This window comes from Methylobacterium sp. E-046, from assembly GCF_022829625.1.
In the GTDB taxonomy this organism is placed as follows: domain Bacteria; phylum Pseudomonadota; class Alphaproteobacteria; order Rhizobiales; family Beijerinckiaceae; genus Methylobacterium; species Methylobacterium longum.
This window is the reverse complement of sequence record NZ_JAKSYP010000252.1, coordinates 1-20,192: the sequence shown is the minus strand read 5'-3', so window position 1 is coordinate 20,192 and position 20,192 is coordinate 1. Positions and strand designations below refer to the sequence as shown.

Below are 20,192 nucleotides of genomic sequence, written 5' to 3'. Positions count from 1 at the left end.
GGCCGGGGCGCATGAGGCACCGGCGCCCGGCGCGCCCCGGCAGCCCTCTCAGAACCTGTCCGACGCCGCGATTTCAATGGCACGCCGCGGGATGTGGCGAAGATCCGGCGCCTTCCTCATCGCGGAACTCCGCCAGGACCCGGATCATCCCGGAGGCGGCGAGAGCCGCGGGCCCCCGATGCCCGACCCGCGGTAGGCGCCAGGACGCGTCGGGCCCCGCCAGGACGCGTCAGGCCGCCAGTTCCAGGACCGTCAGGCGATCGGAAATCTCGATCGCGCCGGCCCCGCGCTCGAGGACCACCGGCTCGGTGCGGACCCCGCCCTCGTCGTCGAAGCGGTGCAGGGTGACGGCGTTGCGTCCGTCGGCGCCCTCCAGCCGGAGACGGCGGGTGACCGGCGGCCGCGTCGTCCGCGTGGCCGGGTCCCAGCCGGGGACGCCGAGCCACAGCGGCAGCAGAACCGCGCCGTCGCCGCGTCGGAAGGCGGCGGCCTGAACATCCCGATGATCGCCGACCGTCGCGAGCTGGAGGAGGCGGGGCCGCTCCCGCGCCGGCACCCCGGCCGGTCCGCGCGGGCCCGAGAAGAGGGCGATGAGCCGCTTGACGGCCCGGTACGCCGCCGTCGGAGCGCCCTCGTGGGTCAGCAGCCCGAACGCGGATTCGGGGTCGGCGGGGCCGCGTCCGAAGCTGGACCGGAGCTCGTAGAGGTAGGTCCGTCGCATGCCCGCGAGATACGCGAACAGGAGCAGGCGCGGCGTGTAGCGGGCGCGGATCTCTTCCGAGACCGGCAGATGGGCCGACGCGGTCGCGAGCGCCGTGTGGTAGCCCGTCTCCGTGATGATGCTCTCGACCGTGCCGCAGACCGGGACCATCGCCTCGCGGAACCCGCTCAGGCGACCCGGACCACCGGTCTCGGGATGCTCCATGCCGGGATAGGGGTGGAGGTTGGACCGGTCCACGAACCCCGCCAGCGGCCTCGCCAGGGCGATGTTGCCCTGCACGTAGCTGGGCGAGGCGACCGCGATCGCCGAACCGGGCAGATCCCGGCGGATCGTCTCGTGAAGGTCGCGCTGGTGCCGCCACGACAGGGTGGGGTTGCGCACCGGGTCGGCGAGGAGGGCGGGCTCGTTGCCGCCCTCGACGATGTCAATGGCCCCCCCGCACAACTCGTGGATCCGCGGCAGCGCCGAGGGCGGCGTCGTGACGTACTGATCGCTCGGATCGTTGCACACCACCGAGAAGCGGCAGCCCATCCGCGTCAGCGCCCGCATGCGCTGGTAGAGGACATCGGTCACGCCCGGCGCCGGGCTGTAGACACCCTGCCGGATCTGCGTGACCGCGAGATCCTCGATCGCCCCGAGGATCGAACTCTCGAAGTACCGGTCGTACACGGTGCCCTTCTGGGCCAGATGGACATTGACGCCGATGCGGCCGACGAAATCGGCGGCCTGCCAGGGCGCGGGTCCGTGCAGGCGGCGCTCCTCCTCGCGCGTTGACGAGGGGCTGGCGGACAGACGGGCCGACAGGCCGGCCGCCGTCGCGGCGGCCGTGACGGCGAGTCCCCGCAGGATCAGACGGCGATCACACCGCGTCATGCCTGCGGCCGCCCCGGGCGATCAGATGGGCCCTGCGCTCCCCGGACCGACTTCCGGGACGGCCCGCCGCCGAAGATTTCGGAGGGCGGCGCCCCGGCCGGCGCCGCGGCCGCCGGCGTCGTGCCGTCCCGGCCGACCTCGCTTCGCCGGTGATGACGGAGGCGGTCACAGACCGAATGCTTCACCCGGAGGCCCCGTTGAACGTCGTGTCGGACTGGTCGGACGACCCGCGCCGGGGGGTCGACCAGCATGCGGCGGGCCAAGCCGGGACGGCCCCATCCGTTTCAGAGCGGGACATCGCCGGTCTTGCCCGGCCCGCAGCCGGCCCGTGCCGAGCGACCGGGCCGGGGTGACGGCCCCGCGGTCGATCACAGTCGCGCGAGAGCCGGGCGGATCGCGGATGCCGCCGCGAGGCCGCCGCCAGGCCGCCGCCAGGCCGCTTCCCCGCGGCCTCGCCCTCGCGGCGGGGCCGCCTGCGGCGCCCCGGGGCGGGTCGCGCGGCGGCGGCGCCGGCCACGGCCACGCCTGCGGCAAAAGCGGCAGCCTCTTGATTCCGATGCTCGCCGCCAGATGTCGCGGACGGCTTCGGGCCCGGCGGGAAGTGCTCCCGAAGGTGAGAGGCCGCCCGCACCGTCCCGCCGTCGCCGACGGCCGGTGTAGGCTAAGAGGCCGGCGGCGCCCTCGGCCGGGCGACATCGGTTTCACGTGCAGGGGGGACTTCGATGAACGAGATGACGATCGACAAGACCGACACGACCACTTTCGAGATGAAGGGCCAGTGCCCGTTCGGCGGTGACCGGATCGGCGGCGCCCTGGGAGCCCGGCCGGCGCTGGAGAACTGGTATCCCCACCGGCTGCGGGTCGAACTCCTCCACCAGAACGGGCTCGCGGCCGATCCCCTCGGGCCGGAGTTCGACTACGCCGCCGCGTTCAACGCGATCGATCTCGACGCCCTCAAGCGCGACATCAAGCAGTTCCTGACCACGTCGGTGGCGTGGTGGCCGTCCGACTACGGCAATTACGGTCCGCAGATGATCCGCATGGCCTGGCACTCGGCCGGCACCTACCGCATCGCCGACGGGCGCGGGGGGGCCGGAACCGGCATGCAGCGCTTCGCGCCGATCTCGAGTTGGTGGGACAACGGCAACACCGACAAGTCGCGCCGCCTCCTGCAGCCGATCAAGCACAAGTACGGCAACGCCCTGTCGTGGGCCGACCTCATGGTGCTGACCGGCAATTGCGCCCTGGAGATCATGGGCCTGCCGACCTACGGCTTCGCCGGCGGGCGGCTCGACGCCTGGGAGGCGGACAACGCCACCTACTGGGGTCCCGAAGTGGTCGACATGGGGACGGTGTCGAGCTTCGACGACATGGTGAACCGCGACAAGCGCTGGCGCGGCCAGAACGGCGACGCCGACTACGACCTGGAGAACCCGCTCGCGGCGTCCCACCAGTCGCTCATCTACGTCAATCCGGAGGGCCCCTACGCCAACGGCGATCCGCAGGGTTCGGCGCACGACATCCGGGTCACCTTCACCCGCATGGCGATGAACGACGAGGAGACGGTGGCGCTGATCGCGGGCGGCCACGCCTTCGGCAAGAGCCACGGCATGGTGCCCGCCAAGGAGATCGGCCCGCCCCCCGAGATGGCGCCGATGGAGGCGATGGGGCTGGGCTGGCACAACCCGAAGGGGGCCGGCGCCGGCAAGGACACGATGACCAACGGCATCGAGGGCAGCTGGACGCCCGACCCGACCCGGTGGGACAACGCCTATCTGGAGAACCTCTTCAGGTTCGAGTGGGAGCAGACCAAGAGCCCGGCCGGCGCCCTGCAATGGACGCCCAAGGACGCGAACGCGCCGCGGACGCCCGACGCCCACGTGGCGGGCCAGACGCACCCGCTGATGATGATGACCTCCGACATCGCCCTCAAGGTCGATCCGGCGTACCGCAAGGTCTGCGAGAAGTTCCTCGACGACTTCGACGCCTTCACGCAGGCCTTCTCCAAGGCGTGGTACAAGCTCACCCACCGCGACATGGGGCCGAAGCACCGCTACCTCGGTCCGGAGGTGACGATCGAGGACGGTCTCCTGTGGCAGGACCCGCTGCCCGACGCCGCCCATCGGCCGGTCGGCGACGCGGAGATCGCCGCGCTGAAGCAGGCGATCACGGCGACCGGGCTGTCGGTCTCCGACCTCGCCTTCACGGCCTTCTCGGCGGCCTCGACCTACCGCGACAGCGACAAGCGCGGCGGCGCCAACGGCGGCCGCCTCGCGCTGGCGCCCCAGAAGGACTGGGCCGTCAACCGCCGCGCCGCGCCGGTCATCGCGGCCCTGCGCGGCGTGATGGCCACGTTCAACGACGGGCGCAGCGACGGGATGCGGGTCTCGCTCGCCGACCTGATCGTCCTCGGCGGCTGCGTCGCCGTGGAGAAGGCCGCGGCGGATGCCGGGGTGGCGGTCACGGTGCCGTTCACGCCGGGCCGCGTCGACACCACCCAGGCACTGACCGACATCGAGATGTTCGAGTGGCTGAAGCCGGTGGTGGACGGTTTCCGCAACTACGTCGATGACGGGTTCGGACGGATGACCCGCAGCGTCTCGCCGGAGGCGCTGTTCCTCGACAAGGCCAACCTGATGACGCTGACCGCCCCGGAATGGGCGGTCCTGACCGGGGGCCTGCGCGCCCTGAACGCCAACCACGATGGCTCGAACCGGGGGGTCTTCACCGACCGCGTCGGGGTGCTGACGACGGATTTCTTCCGCACGCTCACCGACATCGACCTCGTCTGGGAGAAGGCCGACGCGGAAGCGATGACCTTCGTCCTCAAGGACCGCGCCAGCGGACAGGCGCGGTTCGAGGCCACGCGCAGCGACCTCGTCTTCGGGTCGAACGCGCAGTTGCGGTCCATCGCCGACGCCTACGCGGGCAGCGACGGCCACGGGCGCTTCGTGGCCGATTTCGTCCGGGTCTGGGACAAGGTCATGATGCTGGACCGCTTCGACGTGAAGGGTCACCGGCGCTCCGCGCCCATGGCGGCCTGACGCGCCCATGGCGGCCCGACCGGCGGCCCGACCGGCGGCCTGACTGCCGGCGCGGACCACCGGCCCGTCCCGGGGGCAGCCGGCGATCCCGTCCGCGGACCGAGCCCGGCCGCCGCCTCCCGGTGACGAGGCGGTGGCCGGCGCGTGACCGGCCTCCGCGGCCCGCGGAACCCCGCGGGCCGCGGCCTGTTCGGGGCGCCTGAGCCGGGCGGCCCGACCCTCCACCTCGCCGCCACATCATTCCGACGCCGACGCATTCCGACCCGGCGTACGACGGGCATCGCCGTCGCGGGGCGGGTTCGGGCAGCGGCCACCAATGGCCATCTCGCGCGTTGTCGGCGCGATCCGATCCCGCCAGGAGCGCCCGATGCTCATCCGGTCCGCACTGCTCGTCCTCGCCCTCACGTCGAGCGCGCAGGCCGCCGCCTTCGACGACCTCAAAGGGTACCTCGCGTCCTGTCTGCGGTTCGAGATGGGCGGCGGCGACGCGCAACGGGGCCTGCCCCTGTCGTCTAAGGTCCGCTACGCGCTGGACCGCTGCGCGGACGACGTCGCGCGCCTGGAACGGGCGGATGGACGCCGCCTGCGCGGTGACGGCGGCATCAGCCCCTCGACCAAGGCGGTGATCCAGAGCGTCGTCGGCCGCAGCGGCAGCGGCATCGCCAACGTCCGGTATTGAGTCTCCTCCCGGGAGGCCCGTGCGGGGGGACAAGTCGCCCGATACGTTCCCGGGGTCATGCGGGCGCGCTGAGGAAGCGCGCGCCGTCCTTCGCGCCGTCCATCTTCGACAGCGAAACCCGGCCCGGCCGTTGCCGCGGCGAGGGCCGCCGCGACGGGGACGGGTTCCGGCAGCCTCCGGCGGACGCGGCGCGCTCAGCCGCGGTGGGGACGAGCGTGCCGCGGCGGCCTGTGGGCTGAGCGGATCGTGTGGGCCGAGGCCACCGCGCGCCCGCGCGCGGGCGATGTCGGCCAGGCCGATCGGCCGGGGCGCCTCCTCGCGCGTGAACGGCATGCGCGCATGGATGTCGCCGTAATAGTCAGAGCCATCCATCCCGAAGCCGCCGGCCGCGACGGGGCCGTCCCCGAGCGGTTCCCCGGCGAGGGCGGCCGTGGCGGCGCACGCGAGGCAGAGGGCGGCGAAGATCGGGCGCATCACCGGACCCGGGCCTCGGGGAACCGGGCCCGATCTTGCGGACTCGGCGCATCCTGTCTCTGATGAACGACCGGGTCCGGCCGGCGAAGCACTTCGGCTCAAGACCGACGTTCTGGAGGAGAGGCTCATGACACGATTTCTCGTCCTGTACTGCGTGCCCTCGGCCGTCATCGAAGGGTGGAAGCGGACGGCCCCGGAGACGCGGGGTCCGGCCGAGGCCAAGATGAAAGCCGCGTGGGACGACTGGATGCAGGCCCATGCCGGAACGGTCAACGGTACGGAGGCGGGCGGCCGCACCAAGCGCGTCGCGTCGGACGGGATCTCGGACATCAAGAACGACGTCATGCTGTATGCGTTCGCCGAGGCGGAGTCGCACGACGCGGCCGCGCAGATGTTCGCCGACCACCCGCACCTGCAGATTCCCCAGGCATCGATCCAGGTGATGGAGGTGCGGGCGATGACCGGACCGTGAGGCGGCCCCGTCGCACGGCCCGGCGCGGCGGCCGGAACTTCTCCGACAGGCGCGTGTTCGTCCGCGACGACAAGGAGGCCCGGCCGTCATGATCATGATCATCATCTGCTTTCTCGCGCCATGGCTCGCCATGTTCCTGCGCGGGAAAGTGATCCAGGGGATCCTCTGCATCCTCCTCCACCTGACGCTGATCGGCTGGATCCCGGCGACGATCTGGGCTCTCATCGTCACGCGGCGGGAAACCGCCTGACGCGCCCCGTCACGGGAACCGGAGCCAGCTTCATGCGGACACGTCGTCGAACCGGCCTCGGACCCGCCGCGTGGCTCGGCTTGGGGACCGACCTCGCGATGCTCGGCGTCGAGGCCCAGATGGTCATCGGCGAACGGATCGCGATGCTGATGGTCGGCGGTCCCAAGGCACGCCGGGAGGCGGAGCGGATGGTGTCCGAGAAGATCCGCGCGGCCGGCAACGCGGCGGTCACGCTCGCCCTGGGCGGCACGCCCCGCAAGGTCGTGCGCGGCTACCGGAGGAAGGTCCGGGCGAACCACCGGCGGCTCAGCAAGGCCTGACCGGGGGATACCGCGCCGGGGCGCCGGGCGCGACGCGCAGTGCCCCTCTCCGGCACGGCCCGCCGATCGCGGGCGCGGGCGCGGGGAGATCGGCCTGAATGGCGGGTGGCGGGCGAGGCACGGTGACCGGCTCGGGCAACCTCGACAGGGCGGCCGCGCCGCACCGCGAGGCGTTCCTCCGGCATCTCGACGAGGCCTTCCGCCGCTACGGCTACGCGGAGGGACTGCCGGAGCGGCTGCGCGCGGCGGTGCGGGCGACGCCGCGCCACCGCTTCGTGCATCGCTTCCGTGCCGGAGCGGACGGACCGCTGCAGGATTTCGATGCCGACCCGGTCGGCCTGCTGCCCCTGGTCTATCGCGGCCAACCGCTGACCCCTGTCGACGGCGCCGGCGCGCCGCTGCCCTCGACCAACTCCGAGGCGGCCTACATGCTCTGGCTCGTGGCGCGCCTCGGCGTCGAGCCGGGCCAGCGCGTCCTGGAGATCGGCTGCGGCTCCGGCTGGCTGCTCGCCGTCATGGCCCACCTCGCCGGACCGGGGGGCCGGACGACCGGCGTCGAGATCATCCCGGACCTCGCGGACCAGCCCCGGGCCGACCTAGCCGGCCTCGGATGCGCCGACGCCGCGGTGCTCACGGGGGATGCCGCGCGCGCCGATCCCGGGCGGTCCGTTCGACCGGGTGATCGTCACGGCCGCCACCTGGGACATCCCGGCCGCGCTGTTCGATTGCGTGGCCGCCGGCGGCCGTCTCCTCGTCCCCCTGCGCCTGCCCCGGGACGAGGGCTGCGAGGTGACGCTGCTGCGCCGCGCGGGCCCCGGCTTCAGCGCGCTCTGGAGCGTTCCCGGTTTCTTCGTGCCCCTGGTCGGCGCGGGCCAGAGCGCGGAGATCGCGCGCCTCAGCCGCGAGGCCCTGCCGCTCCGGGATGGTACGGGGATCGCGCCGAGCCTGTCCTGCCCGCTCTGGTTCGGCGGCCTCGCCCCGGCCCAGCCCGCGGCCGCCGCGCAGGCGTTCCGACGCTACCTGGCCCTGACGGAGCCGAGCTTCGCGGTCTTCGAGCCCGCCGCCAGCCCGGCACCGCCACGATGGGTCAGCGATTTCGGTCTCGTGGACCGGGACGGGGGCTCGGCCGCCATCGTGGGCGCCGGGCGCCTGACCGGATACGGCACCCCGGCCGCGGCGAGGCGGCTCGCACGGGCCTATCGCGGGTGGTGCGACCTGGGGATGCCGGGTCCTTCGGCCTTCGCGCTCGACATCCTTCCGGCGGCGGCGGTCGCGGCCTCCCCGACCGCCCTGACGGAGTTGCGCGGCCACACTGCGCTCGTGCGGACCTTGGACCCGCAGGCCGGTGCGTTGCGCGGCCTCCTGGACGGCGGCTCCGGTCGGCGCGCCTGATCGGACGTATGGCGGCGAGGCCTCGGCGCGACAGCGCCTCCGGCCGGGCCTGTCCGGTCACGCACGCCCCATCCTGAGGCGTCCGCGCCGGAGGGCCTCGCGGAGGCCGCCGGCCCGCCGCCCGATCCGCGGCCGCAGGCGCTTGCCGCAGGCGCTTGCCCCAAGGCCGGCGATCACGGTCGCGGAACCCGTTCGGGGGTGCGCGACCGGGGGTCCATCACCGCTGCGGCATGCGCCGGATCGAATCCACGTTCTCGGGCGAGAGATTCGCCTCGAGGGTGCCGTGCGGGCGGCTCTCGGGCCGCTTGGCCTCGGCAACGGGCTTCGTCTCAGGCGCGGCCTTGTGGCCGACCGACCCTGTGGTCAGCGGCAGGGTGCGGACCGGCCAATCCTCCACCTTCAGGGCCCGGGCCGGCTTCTGGTCGCCGCAGCCGTCGCAGACCGAGACCAGCCAGGATTGCCAGAGGCCGTTGGTCTTCTCCTCCACCGACTCCGCCCGCTCGCGATGGGCGGATGCCAGGGCGACGGTGTCGAGGTCGGATTGCTGCCGCGGTGCAGCCAGCGCCTCCGGCGCGTCGGGCCGGGCGGCGCGTCCCTCCGCCGTGCCGGTGGGCCGAATCCGCAGCGACAGGGGATCGGCCGTCGCGGGCTCGGTCCCACACCCCACGCAGACCCGGGGCGCGATCGCGTCGTCCGAGACCTGACGCGGCGTCAAGCGCTCGATCGGCTTGACCGAGGCCGGGCTCGCCTCGCGGCTCGGCGGCTTCGTCTGCCCGACGGCGGTGGTGTTGGGTACCCTCTCGGTCGCGAGCGCTCCTCCGGCCGGCGCGGCCTGCTCCGGCTGGGCCAGCGCGGCGGTCACCGGGAGCGAAGACAGCATTGAAGCGGCAAGCAGCATTCTCAGCGTTGTCATGGTTTCCTCCATGACAACACAATCGCCTATATCTGATCGGGTTCAGTATTTGCATACAGTAAAAGGGCAGGGGCTGCGCGCGCGAACCTCGCGGGGGCGGACGCCGTCGCGACCTGAGCCGTCCTCAGCCGCTCCCGCTTCGGGCGATGGAGGGCTCGGTTCAGCCTCCGCCGCTGCTTCCTCCCGCCCCGGGGCCCCCGAGATTGCCGTCCTTGTTGGGCGTGTTCCAGTAGATGATCCCGCCGTCCCGGGACCGCAGCGTCGGGGCCGGCGACCGCGGGACCGCCACGGATGGCGCCTCGGCCCGTCCCCGCGGCGGCACCCTGTGGCCTCGACCGGGCTGCGCGACGGCATCGAGGCTTCCCGGGCCCGCGAGCGCGGCCGCGAACCACCCGACCAGCACGGCTCTCATGGTCCCTCGGCGTCCTGCAGAGCGCCCCCTGGAGCAGGATAGTCGCCGCGGTGGCCGTGTCGAGGCCGCGGGCCAATCCCGGCGCCGGCCGGGCCTGGGCGAGATGCCGGAAGGACGCGCGCCAGCGGGGCGCCGCGAAGCGGTGGAGCGGCGGGCGGAAGCCCTCGAACAGGCGCCGCGATCTCAGGTTCGGAGTCCGGCCCACGAGGGGGATCACGCCACGGCCGAGGACGCTACGGCGACGTGGCCTCCCCGGCCCGAAGGCTCCGCCCGTTCACGCGGCCAGCGCCGGGTGCCCGCTCCGACCGTTCGCCTGATCCATGATCGCGCTGATCCGCTCGCCCACCGCGAGTGCGATCGCCTCGGAGGCCTCTCCCTCCAGGCGCTGCCGGCAGATCCGGGTGAGAACGTCGGTCACCCGCTGTTCCATCACGTCGAGGATCGCCGCGGCCGCCTGGGGCTGCGCACCGCGCAGCACGGCCGCGAGGTCGCAATAGGCGTCGTGCAGAAGCCGGAGCGTCAAGCGCTCGACAGCTTGCTCGTCCTCCTCCGTCAATGCACGCATGGGCAACTCTCCGGCTGGCCGCGGCAAGCTTCGCGCGAAGGCGTTAACAAGACGTAAAGCACGGGACGGGACCGCAGGGACCGGCTAACCACAACCCTGCGCATCCGATCCCCACCGCGGCGCCCGACAGGAGCGGGCCCGGCTTGCCTGCGGCGGCCGATTGCCTCCGGCGGCTTGCCGATTGCCTCCGGCGGCTTGCCGATGCGCGGCCCGGACCGCGCCGGGAAGACGGACGGCCGACGGAACTCCATCGCTGACGGAACTCGACCGCTGAAGGAACTTGGCAGGTCCTCCGGGTGTCTGACGGGAAGACTCCTTCACCCCGCGCGAGAACCGCCATGCGCCGCCTCATCCTCGCCAGCCTCTGCCTGTCCACGGCCGTGGCGTCCCCCGTGCTTGCGCAGGTGCAGCAGACCGATCCCAACGCCGCGAACCGATCGATGGAATCGAGCGGTCAGCTCCGCGCCCTGCGACAGGAGCAGACGACCCGGAGCGACACGCTGCGGATGGACATCCAGCGAAACCAGGCCGCGACGCCCGCGCCGAACACCGGCCCGAACACGATCGGGCCGACCGGCGGCACCGGCGTGGTGGGCCGCTAGACGTCCGGCAGGCGTCGCCCCCGCACCACCACCCGGGGCCAGCGCTCGAAACCGCTGGGCATCAGGACGGCGATCTGGTCCGGCACTGCGGCCTCGCCCAGCAGGCTCTTGAGCGAGGCGCGGCAGGCGGCCTCGAGCTCGGCCCGGGTCCGCGCGCCCGAGGTCTTGATGTCGGCGATCAGCAGCGCCGCGATCTCGTGGGCGAAGGCATCACGGTTCGACATGGCGGACTCCCGCTCTCGGTCTGAGCAACATAGTCTCACACGAGCGTTTTGAGTATCAGTACAGAATTGGGTATCCACATGCCGATAATGGATACTTGGTCCTGCGCCCGCCGCGCGGAGGCCGGGCCCTGCGCGGGAGCGCCGCGGCCGGGCCGCGTCGAAAGCGCCGGTTAAGGCCGCGCCTGCAAAGCTGGCGTCTCGGACGGACAGCTTCGCGTGGATGTGACGATGGTCTCGTGGCGGCGCTTCGGGTCAGGACTCCGATCGGCCCGCACCGGGATCGCGCTCGGCGTCCTGGCTCCGATCGGCATGCTGGCGGTCTCCGGGCTGATGCTGCTCGACCTGCGTCGGGATGCCTGGGACAAGGCCGAGCAGACCTCCAGGAACCTCCTGCAGGTTCTGGAGCGCGACATCGCCCGCAACATCGAGATGTACGATCTCTCGATCCGGGGGACGGTCGACAACCTGAGGGCGCCGGGCCTCGCCGAGGCCGAAGCCCCCTTGCGCCAGCTCATCCTGTTCGATCGCGCGGCGACCGCCCGCGACATGGGCGTGATGCTCGTGATGAACGAGCACGGTGCCGTCCTCGCCGACCTCGACGCCGTTCCGCCGCGCAGCGGCAACTACGCCGACCGCGCCTACTTCCAGGTGCACAAGGCGCGCACCGGGCTGGGCCTCTACGTCGGAGCCCCGATCCTCTCGCGCCTGACGGGCGAGCCGATGCTTCCGTTCAGCCGCCGGATCGACAAGCCGGACGGCAGCTTCGGCGGCGTGGTCCTGGGCACCGTGAAACTGTCGTACTTCGCCCACCTGTTCGGCGAGATCGACCTCGGCCACGGCGGCGCGATCAACCTCTACCTGAACGACGGCACCCGCCTGATGCGCTACCCCGCCGAGGAGGCGGATATCGGGGCCAACATCGCGCAGGCCCCGACCTTCAGGCGGTTCCTGCGGGAGGGGCGCGGCAGCTTCGTCGGCACCTCCGTGCGCGACGGGGTCGAGCGCTACTACACCTTCACGCGGATCGGGACCTCTCCGCTGATCCTGAACGTCGCCCTCGCCACGACGGCGGTGGAGGCGGAATGGCGGGCGCGGGCGATCGTCATCGGCAGCATCCTGCTGGTGCTCTGCGGTCTCACGATCGCGCTCTCGCTCCTGTTCGGGCGCGAGTTGCGCCGCCGGGAGGCGATGCGGGCCGAACTGGCCGCGCTGTCGCGCACGGATGCCCTGACCGGTTTGGCGAACCGCCGCTGCTTCGAGGACAGGTTCGCCCGGGCCCTGGAGACGGCCCGCCACGGCGCCCAGCCGCTGTCGCTGCTGATCGTCGATGCGGACCATTTCAAGCGCTACAACGACCGCTACGGGCATCCGGTGGGCGACGCGGTGCTGCAGGGCCTGGCCCGCAGCCTGGCGGCGAGCGTCCACCGTCCCGAGGATCTCGTCAGCCGCATCGGCGGCGAGGAGTTCGCCCTGCTCCTGCCGGATACCGACGAGGCCGGCGCCCAGCGCGTTGCCGACAAGGTCCACGCCGAGGTGTCGACTCTGGCGGTTCCGTCGGCGGGAATCGGGGCGGGAGCCGTGACCGTGAGCATCGGGCTCGCCAGCCTCAGGCCGGGCGGCGGACGCGGCGCCGCGCCGGACCTGTACCGTCTGGCCGATGCCGCGCTCTACGAGGCCAAGAGCGGCGGCCGCAATCAGACCCGCAGCGCCACCGTGCCGGCGGCCGCATCCCCGCGCGGCACCCTGCAACTGGTGGGCGCCTCCTGATCGGATCGGGCAGGACCGCCGGCGGACGCCGCCCGCCGCCCGCCGCCGGAGCGATGGTCCGACGTCGCGCGGGGAGAAGGCGACCCGCGCCCGCGTCCGCGCGGGGCGCGATGGCCACCCATCGTCGAAGGCGTGGTCTCCCGGGCGGTCTCTCGGGTTGTCTTCCGGGTGGCGCAACGCGCCGCCGCTGCGGAGAGAGAAAACGGACCGCGCCGTCGCGGCGTCGGGCCGGGATGTCCGGATCCGCCGGCCCGCGCGGGTGCGGGACCCGCGCGTGACCCCGAGACCCTTGGGCCGGACCCGGCGCGCGAGGTCCCGGCGCGCGAGGTCCCGGCCGCCCCGGCCGCGCGCTAGGCCGCCCTGTGGATCCGCGTCCGCCCGTCGAGTTCGCGGATCGTCGCGGCGAGCAGCGCCTCCAGGCCATCGCAGGCGGATTGCGGCTCCGCACACCTTGCGTCCCGTGCGGCCAGCTCGATGGCGCGCAGCCGCTCGACCAGGGCGCGGGCACCGATGTTCGCGCTCATGGATTTGAGGCTGTGGGCGGCCTGGGCGATGCCCGGCTGGTCCGACGAACCGAGGACCGCCCTCAGGACCGCCAGCGCCGTTGGGGCCTGCTGACGGTACAGGTCGACGATGCGGTCCAGGAAGGCGCTGTCCCCGAGGCCGAGGAGACCGTCCAGGACCTCGCCGTCGAGGAGATCGCCGCGGGGCCCGTCGGCGGGCACGGGCACGGGCGCGGGGGCGCCCGGCGCCAGGTCCGGCCGGGCCGGGGCGTGGGCCCGCAGGAGCCCGACGAGCTGCGTCAGCGTGAAGGGCTTGCCCAGCGTGCCGTCCATGCCGGAGGCCGACGCGGCCTCGGCGGCGTCGGCGAGGACGTGGGCGGTCAGGGCGATGATCGGGGTGCGGCGGCCGGAGCCCGCCTCGCGCTGCCGGATGGTCCGGGCCGCGGCGAAGCCGTCGAGCACCGGCATGCTGCCGTCCATCAGGATCAGGTCGAAACGCCGCGCCGCGGCGGCTTCCACGGCGGCGGCCCCGTCCGCCACCGCCACCACGTCGGTGACGCCGCAGCGCGCCAGGGCCTCCAGGGCGACCTCGCGATTGACCGCGCTGTCGTCGGCGACGAGGACGCGCGTCCCCGGGAAGCGCGGGAGCGGCTCGGCCGGGACCGCCCGCGCGGCCGGCAGCGCGGCCGGCACCGCGAAGGCGCCGCCCTCGGCCAGAGCCGTGAGCACCGGCTGCCACTCGCCCTGGGTGACCGGCCAGCGCAGGACTTCGTCGGCGAGTCCCGCCCGGAGCGCCGCGTCGGCGGCGGTGTCACCCTGGCCGCCGACGACGAGGACGCGGTCCGCACCCTCCGGCCTGCGGCCGGCCGCCATCAGGGCGGCGACGTCGAGGATCCAGTGGGCGGGCGCCCGGCCGGCGGAATCCACCGGCTCGAACCCGGCCCCGCGCAGGCCGGCCGCGAGGGCGTCCCGGGTGGCCGGGCCCGCGGCACGCAGGACGACCCGGGCCGGCACCGCGGGGCGGCGCATGACCGGGCGGGCGGGCTCGGCGACCGCGACCGGGATCCGCGCCGAGAAGGTCGAGCCGACGCCCACGCGGCTCGCCACCGCGACGGTGCCGCCCATCGCGGCGACGATCCGCTGGGCGATCGACAGGCCGAGACCGGTCCCGCCGAAGCGCCGGGTCGTGGACTGGTCGGCCTGCGAGAAGGCCGAGAAGATCGTGGCCAGCTTGTCCTGCGGGATGCCGATCCCGGTATCGGTGACGGCGATGACCAGGCACCCGTCCCCGGCGTCGATCGCCATCCGCACGGAGACGTGCCCGGCCTCGGTGAACTTCAGCGCGTTCGACACGAAGTTGCTCACCACCTGCCCGAGGCGGACCGGATCGCCGAGGATCGCCCGCGGCACGTCCGGCGCGATCTCGGCCGCGAGGTCGAGACCGGCCGCCCGGGCCCGCTCGGCGAACAGCGTCACCGCCGTGTCGGCGATCTCGGCGGGGCTCACGGGCACGTGCTCGAGGTCGAGCTTGCCAGCCTCGACCTTGGCCAGGTCGAGGATGTCGTTGATGATCGCCATCAGCGACTTGCCGGAGCGGGCGATCACCTCGGCGTAGCGGCGCTGGCGCGCCGGCAGGTCGGAGCTCGCCAGCAGTTCCGCCATCACGAGGACGCCGTTCATCGGCGTCCGGATCTCGTGGCTCATCGTGGCGATGAATGTCGACTTGGCGGCGTTGGCGGACTCGGCGGCCTGCTTGGCCTCGTTCAGGTCCGCCGTCCGGGCGCGGACCTCCGCCTCGAGCTGGGCGCTGTGGGCGGCGAGGCGGTGATCGCGCTCGTTCACGGCGGAGAGCAGCTCGTTGAAGGTGCGGGCCAGCGCGCCGACCTCGTCGTCGCTCAAGACGGGCGCGCGCTGCGCGTAGTCGTGGCGCAGGCGGATCGCGTCCATGGTGCGGGCGAGCGCCGTCAGCGGGCGCGTGACGCTGCGCTGGAGGTACAGCGAGACGCCGATGCCGATGGCGACGGCGAGCAGCGCCGCCAGCGCCGCGTTCCGCCCCGCCGCCCAGACGTGGTCGAGGATGTCGTCGGTCTCGCCGATCAGGACGACGCGGCCGACCGTATGCCCGTTCTCCCTGATCGGCGCGGTCACCCGCAGGGTGCGGGTGGCGAGTATCCGCAGGAGGGACAGGTCCGCGCCGTCCTGGGCCGCGTCCTGGGTCAGGCGCAGGCCGAGTCCCTGCTCCGCGAGGACGGACCCGTCGGACCGCTCGATCGCTCCGTAGACGATGGACGGGACCTGGCCGATCGCCCGCAGGGACGCATCCGCCGCATCGGCGTCGTTCTCGGCGGTCGCCCGGCCGCCCCCGTGGGCGAAGACCTGGGCGACGGCCTTGAGTGCGATCTGCTTGTCGGCGGCGTAGCGGGCGACCTCGCGCCAGACCGACAGGGCGGCCGCCAGGATCAGCGCGGCCGTGACGGCGCCGGTGACGGCCAGGGCCAGCCGGCCGGCCAGGGAGCGTTTCGGCCTGAGCCACGCGCGTTGCACGGTTCGCTCCTGTGTGGGCCCGGGCGAGCTCGATGGAGGGGAGGGCGATCGGAATGGTCGGATCAGGCGGCGGCCTTGATCCAGGTCTGCTCCACCTCGTCCCAGCCGGCCAGGAAGGCCTCGACGCAGCGCGGGTCGAAATGCAGCCCGGCCTGATCCGCCACGAAGCCGCGGGCGCGGTCGAGGGGCCAGGCCGTCTTGTAGGGTCGCTCCGTCACCAGGGCATCGAACACGTCGGCCACCGCCACGATGCGCCCGGAGAGCGGGATCGCCTCGCCCCTCAGGCCCCGCGGATAGCCCGCGCCGTCCCAGCGCTCGTGGTGGCTCGCGGCGATCTCGGCGGCGAGCCGCACGACCTCCGAGGTGCTGCCCTCCAGGATCCGGCGGCCGCGCTCGGCGTGCTTCTGCATCTCGGCGCGCTCGTCCGCGGAGAGGGGCCCCCGCTTCAGCAGGATCGAGTCGGGAACGCCGATTTTCCCGACATCGTGCATCGTGGAGGCCAGTTTCAGGCTCCGGACCTCCGGCGTGGCGAAGCCGAGATTGCACGCGATGACGCCCACATATCCGGCCACCCGGGCGATGTGGTCGCCGGTATCGGAGTCGCGGTGCTCGGCGGCGCGCATCAGCAGGGCGATGATCTCGTGCTCCCGCGCCTCGATCAGCGCGACCGCCGCCGCGACCTCGTGGGCGAGCCACGCGGTCCTGTCCTGCTCCTGCCGGTGGGCCGCGCTGATCTTCATCAGGTTGGTGACGCGCGCCTGGATCTCGACGGGATCGCAGGGCTTGCCGAGGAAGTCGGTGGCGCCCGCGCGCAGGGCCTGGTGGCGCAGGCTGCGCTGGTCGAGGCTCGTCACCATGACGATCGGCACGTGCGCGAAGCCGGGCACCGCCCGCGCCGCCGCGATGACGTCGAGGCCGGTCATCCCGGGCATGTCGTAGTCGGTGACGACGATCCCGATCCGGTCGACGTTCGCCTGCAGGAAGGCCAGCGCCGCCACCGGGCTCGTGAAGGCGACGGGCTCGCACTCGGCCACGGGCTTGAGCGCCTGCATCATCAGCAGGTTGTTCATCTCGGAATCGTCGAGGATCAGCGCGAGCACCGTGTCACTCCCAGGCGACGCATCGTCGGCGAAGGTTGTCGGGCGTCGGGAGCCCTGGGGGCGTCCGGCCGACGAGGACGGCCGCCGCGCGGACCGCGACCCGGAGGCCCGGGCACCGTCGCCGCCGCGCTGCCGGACCGGTCCGGCAGGGCGCGCGGGGCGTTCCGGCGCGTGCACCAGGGGTGTCGGATGATCGCATCCTCCAGGACGGCGGCCCGGCGCGCGCTGCTGACGCGCCGCCGATCCGAAGGATGACATCGGGCTCCTAAAGAATTCGTCGCACCGGGCCAATTTCGGCATCCGTGTTGCGCGAGGTCCTACTCTTCCGACCCGGGACAGGTCGAAGATGGTAAATACAGTCGCGCCGAGGCTAGAACGCCCTGTTTCCTATCCTAGGTTGTTTCTAATCCAGCAACACTCGTGCCGGCGATAGGCGGCCGGCCCGCGAAACAGCCTGGACGGCCCCGTGACCGTCGTCGAAGCGCGTTCCACTACTGGGCGGCCTGAACACTTTCGAAAGGGGACACCGCTAACGTCGTCGGAGATCGTGCCCACGCGGCGATGGGGCGGCGCACGACGTGCAGAGTTCATGCGCGATGACCGGTATCCTGAGGTGTCTGGCGTCATTCGTTACCGGTCCCCCATCGTCGGTCCCGGCCTCGAGATCCCGCGCGCCTACGGCTGAGCGGATGCGATCCGGGGACGCCGCGCCGACGCGCCGCGCGGGCGCCGGACCCGTCGGCCGCGCCCGGCGCCTGGCTCGCCACCGGGGCGGCGCGTCGGCGGTGGAGTTCGCGCTCCTGGCGGCCCCGTTCCTGGCCCTGCTCGGCGTGGTGGCGGAAACCGGCCTCGTCGCCCTGGAGCAGCAGACCCTGGACATCGCCCTCGACCGCGGCGTCCGCCAGCTTCGGACGGGGGTCTTCCAGGACGGTGCCGACGGCAGCGATCCGGGCCAGCGCTTCCGCAAGATCGTCTGCAGCGGACCCTCGGTCCTGTTCCCCTGCACGGACCTGCGCCTCGACGTCTCGCGGGCGGCATCGTTCTCGAGTTCGCAGCCCGCGGAACCGTTCGACCGGACCAAGAAGACCTGGACGGCCGGGTTCGGCATGCGCTTCGACTGCCCGCAGGGCGGCGACACGGTCACGGTGCGGGCCGCCGTACCGGTGGTGCGCCTGTTCCAGATGCTGGATTTCACCGGCCGGATCATGTCCGACAAGTCGCAGATGCTGATCGCGACCGAGATCTTCCAGGCCGAGGAATACGAGCCGAAGCCGTGTTGAACGGGATACCCCGCGCCGGCCTGATCGCCTTCGCGGGCAGCCGGAGCGGGGTCAGCGCCGTCGAGTTCAGCCTGGTCGCGCCGCTCCTGATCCTGCTGTTCATGGGGTCGATCGAGCTGCCCCGCGCCTACATGATCGGCAAGAGGCTCGACAACGCCACGGCCACCATGGCCGATCTCGTCTCCCGCGGGACCTACACGGACCTGTCGCCGGTCTTCGCCGCCTTGGGCGCGATCGCCAACCCGTACGACGTGACCCGCGCCAGCGTCGTCCTGACGGCGGCAGGCACGTACCAGACCGGCTCCGCGGCCACGACCCAGGTCTGCTCCAGCGCGGAATCCAACGGGCAGGCCCGCGCCACCGGCTCCACGCTCGGCCCCCCGCCGGCAGGCCTCGACCGGGGCGGAGACCGGTTCGTGATGACGGAGGTCACGATGCCCTACCGGCCGGTCTTCCCGCTGTTCCCGGGCCTCGTCCGATACACCTACAGGTACAAGAAGACCTGGCCGGTGCGCAGCGGGCAGGTCCACAACGGTCAGAGCGAGGTGGTGCTGCCGGGGGGCGCCCCCTGCCCGAAGTGACCCGACCCGGCGCCGGGGACGATCCGCCCCGCGCCGTCAGATCGTCTCGTAGGCGAACAGGACCGCGATCAGCGTCAGGCTGACCAGCCCGAGGACGAAGCAGATGTCGGCGCAGCGCTCCAGCCGGACCATGCGGTCGCTCCCGGCCTCCAGGCGGATCGACAGGTAGGAGGCGATCGCGCCCACCAGGAACAGGATGGCCGTGAGGGCGGCGGCCTCGTCGACATGGCTGGGACCGACCTGCCCCTCGGCGATCTTCACGAGGCCGATCAGGGTGGTGCAGACACCGACCATCGTCCCCGCACTCGGCAGGATGTGGCGCGACAGCGCCTCCCCGCCGGATTCGCGGACCTTCCGCCTTTCGGCCATGCGCACCTCCTAAGGCTTACGTGCCGGCCGATCCTGACCCATCCGGCCGCGTCCGAGGAGGCCCGTCTTGAAGCGCCCGCTGACCACCAGCTTCTCCGCGCCGCCGAACCCGGAGCCGCCGGCCGCGCCCGAGCGACCGTCCGTGCCGTCCTGGCGCGAGGTCGCCCCGATCGTGGCGGCCCTCGTCACCATCCTGGAGGCGATCGAGTCCGGGCCGAAGGCGGGGCCCGCCATGCGGGCGCACCGCTCGTCCCTGCGCCGTCAGGGCGAGGCGGCGGCGGCGCTGGGCGGGGCCGACGCCCTGGAGACCGCCCTGCAGCAGGTCGCGGACGCGGACCCCGCCCGCGCCGCGCTCCGCCTCGACCTCGTCCGGGATGCCTGGACGGGGCTGCCCGGACAGCCCGGCTGACGCCGGGCCGCCCGCGGCGCTTCACCAGCCGCCGTGGAACCGGCGGGGGCCGTCGTAGCCGTAGCCGCCGGGGCCGCGCGCGTCGCCGCCGTATCCGTCGTAGTTCGGCCGGCCGCCGTAGGGTCCGCGCGGGCCGCCGTAGCCCCAGCCGCGGTCGTTGGGCCGGCAATGCCCCCAGGGGTTCGGATGGAACCCGGGCCCGCACCCGCCGGCGACGCGCTCGATCGGCATCGCGCCGGAGGGCGGTCCGTAGCCGAACGGCGCGGCGTTCGCCGCCGTGGCGCCGGAGAGACCTGCCGCGAGCAGTGCGGCCATGCCGATCAACCTGGAGCGCCTCATCACACGATCTCCTCGAGCCACGGTCCGAACCCGTCGGACCGGATGACAGGAGGATGCGCCGCCGCCCGTGAACCGGATCCGGACGGGCCGTTCATCGCGCCGCCGGGTTCCCGGACCCGGGCCTGCCGGCTGGCGCCGCCGGGCAGCGGGCGTCGCGGGCGGCGGCGCGCCGTCCGTGCCGGCGATCAATCGCGGATCCGGTCGGGATCTTCGCGCGTCGCCCTCAGTGCCTGTATCGTTCGGCGAGCGCCATGAGCGCCTGGGCGAGTTCGGTGAGGTTGGCCGAGGCCGCCTCGACCTGGCGCGTGCCGGCCGCCGTCTGCTGGCTGGCCTGCCGGATGTTCTGCAAGGCGCCCATC

General features: G+C 73.0%; 19 protein-coding genes and 1 pseudogene. 12 read left to right on the top strand and 8 right to left on the bottom strand.

Going from position 1 to position 20,192, the window contains the following annotated elements; all coding sequences use genetic code 11:
- Positions 1-229 precede the first annotated feature (229 nt).
- Complete coding sequence (locus MKK82_RS27350) at positions 230-1,594, bottom strand: hypothetical protein (protein ID WP_238286267.1); 1,365 nt, start codon at positions 1,592-1,594, stop codon at positions 230-232.
- A gap of 722 nt (positions 1,595-2,316) precedes the next feature.
- On the opposite strand from MKK82_RS27350, the gene katG reads away from it, so the two are divergent.
- The 7 genes and pseudogenes from katG to MKK82_RS27320 all read left to right on the top strand — a co-directional run bounded on the left by katG (position 2,317) and on the right by MKK82_RS27320 (position 8,225).
- A complete protein-coding gene (gene katG / locus MKK82_RS27345; RefSeq protein WP_238286268.1) occupies positions 2,317-4,638 on the top strand; it encodes a catalase/peroxidase HPI in 2,322 nt (773 codons plus the stop codon).
- Positions 4,639-5,005: 367 nt separating this feature from the next.
- Positions 5,006-5,317 (top strand): hypothetical protein, encoded by a 312-nt coding sequence (locus MKK82_RS27340; protein WP_243987484.1) that lies wholly within the window; start codon positions 5,006-5,008, stop codon positions 5,315-5,317.
- Positions 5,318-5,918: 601 nt separating this feature from the next.
- A complete protein-coding gene (locus MKK82_RS27335) occupies positions 5,919-6,263 on the top strand; it encodes a hypothetical protein (RefSeq protein ID WP_238286270.1) in 345 nt (114 codons plus the stop codon).
- An 88-nt stretch (positions 6,264-6,351) separates the two neighbouring features.
- Entirely contained in the window at positions 6,352-6,513 is a 162-nt protein-coding gene (locus tag MKK82_RS27330) for a YqaE/Pmp3 family membrane protein (RefSeq protein WP_238286271.1), read from the top strand.
- A gap of 32 nt (positions 6,514-6,545) precedes the next feature.
- Complete coding sequence (locus tag MKK82_RS27325) at positions 6,546-6,833, top strand: hypothetical protein (protein ID WP_238286272.1); 288 nt, start codon at positions 6,546-6,548, stop codon at positions 6,831-6,833.
- Positions 6,834-6,931: 98 nt separating this feature from the next.
- Positions 6,932-7,417, top strand: a pseudogene (locus tag MKK82_RS34485) (protein-L-isoaspartate O-methyltransferase family protein); the annotation flags it as partial.
- Positions 7,418-7,472: 55 nt separating this feature from the next.
- Entirely contained in the window at positions 7,473-8,225 is a 753-nt protein-coding gene (locus MKK82_RS27320) for a hypothetical protein (RefSeq protein ID WP_243987483.1), read from the top strand.
- Between the two features lie 217 nt (positions 8,226-8,442).
- On the opposite strand, the gene MKK82_RS27315 is transcribed toward MKK82_RS27320, so the two are convergent.
- Both MKK82_RS27315 and MKK82_RS27310 read right to left on the bottom strand, forming a co-directional pair.
- Positions 8,443-9,138, bottom strand: coding sequence for a hypothetical protein (locus MKK82_RS27315; RefSeq protein WP_243987481.1), 696 nt, complete (start codon positions 9,136-9,138; stop codon positions 8,443-8,445).
- A gap of 686 nt (positions 9,139-9,824) precedes the next feature.
- Complete coding sequence (locus tag MKK82_RS27310; RefSeq protein ID WP_238286274.1) at positions 9,825-10,115, bottom strand: hypothetical protein; 291 nt, start codon at positions 10,113-10,115, stop codon at positions 9,825-9,827.
- A 338-nt stretch (positions 10,116-10,453) separates the two neighbouring features.
- Here MKK82_RS27310 and MKK82_RS27305 point away from each other — a divergent pair, with 338 nt between their 5' ends.
- Entirely contained in the window at positions 10,454-10,717 is a 264-nt protein-coding gene (locus MKK82_RS27305) for a hypothetical protein (protein WP_238286275.1), read from the top strand.
- On the opposite strand, the gene MKK82_RS27300 is transcribed toward MKK82_RS27305, so the two are convergent.
- The gene (locus tag MKK82_RS27300; RefSeq protein ID WP_243987479.1) at positions 10,714-10,941 is read right to left on the bottom strand and encodes a hypothetical protein; all 228 of its coding nucleotides are present in this window, start codon (positions 10,939-10,941) and stop codon (positions 10,714-10,716) included. The genes MKK82_RS27305 and MKK82_RS27300 overlap by 4 nt on opposite strands.
- A 228-nt stretch (positions 10,942-11,169) precedes the next feature.
- On the opposite strand from MKK82_RS27300, the gene MKK82_RS27295 reads away from it, so the two are divergent.
- Positions 11,170-12,708 (top strand): sensor domain-containing diguanylate cyclase, encoded by a 1,539-nt coding sequence (locus MKK82_RS27295; protein ID WP_243987508.1) that lies wholly within the window; start codon positions 11,170-11,172, stop codon positions 12,706-12,708.
- Between the two features lie 350 nt (positions 12,709-13,058).
- Here MKK82_RS27295 and MKK82_RS27290 read toward each other — a convergent pair whose 3' ends face one another.
- Entirely contained in the window at positions 13,059-15,755 is a 2,697-nt protein-coding gene (locus tag MKK82_RS27290; RefSeq protein ID WP_238286278.1) for an ATP-binding protein, read from the bottom strand.
- Between the two features lie 62 nt (positions 15,756-15,817).
- A complete protein-coding gene (locus MKK82_RS27285) occupies positions 15,818-16,855 on the bottom strand; it encodes an HD-GYP domain-containing protein (RefSeq protein WP_243987477.1) in 1,038 nt (345 codons plus the stop codon).
- 689 nt (positions 16,856-17,544) lie between these two features.
- Between MKK82_RS27285 and MKK82_RS27280 the strand changes: the two genes are divergently transcribed.
- Together MKK82_RS27280 and MKK82_RS27275 are read left to right on the top strand one after the other, a co-directional pair.
- Positions 17,545-18,135 (top strand): TadE/TadG family type IV pilus assembly protein, encoded by a 591-nt coding sequence (locus MKK82_RS27280; protein WP_238286281.1) that lies wholly within the window; start codon positions 17,545-17,547, stop codon positions 18,133-18,135.
- Positions 18,129-18,716, top strand: a complete 588-nt coding sequence (locus MKK82_RS27275) for a TadE/TadG family type IV pilus assembly protein (RefSeq protein WP_238286282.1) — start codon at positions 18,129-18,131, stop codon at positions 18,714-18,716. Before MKK82_RS27280 ends, MKK82_RS27275 begins: the two co-directional genes overlap by 7 nt.
- A gap of 36 nt (positions 18,717-18,752) precedes the next feature.
- On the opposite strand, the gene MKK82_RS27270 is transcribed toward MKK82_RS27275, so the two are convergent.
- On the bottom strand, positions 18,753-19,085 hold the full coding sequence (locus MKK82_RS27270) for a hypothetical protein (RefSeq protein WP_238286283.1): 333 nt from the start codon (positions 19,083-19,085) through the stop codon (positions 18,753-18,755).
- 67 nt (positions 19,086-19,152) lie between these two features.
- On the opposite strand from MKK82_RS27270, the gene MKK82_RS27265 reads away from it, so the two are divergent.
- A complete protein-coding gene (locus MKK82_RS27265; RefSeq protein WP_238286284.1) occupies positions 19,153-19,494 on the top strand; it encodes a hypothetical protein in 342 nt (113 codons plus the stop codon).
- 21 nt (positions 19,495-19,515) lie between these two features.
- On the opposite strand, the gene MKK82_RS27260 is transcribed toward MKK82_RS27265, so the two are convergent.
- Positions 19,516-19,833 carry a GCG_CRPN prefix-to-repeats domain-containing protein gene (locus MKK82_RS27260; RefSeq protein ID WP_238286285.1) on the bottom strand — a complete coding sequence of 106 codons (318 nt, stop codon included), beginning with the start codon at positions 19,831-19,833 and terminating at the stop codon, positions 19,516-19,518.
- Positions 19,834-20,192: the final 359 nt, after the last annotated feature.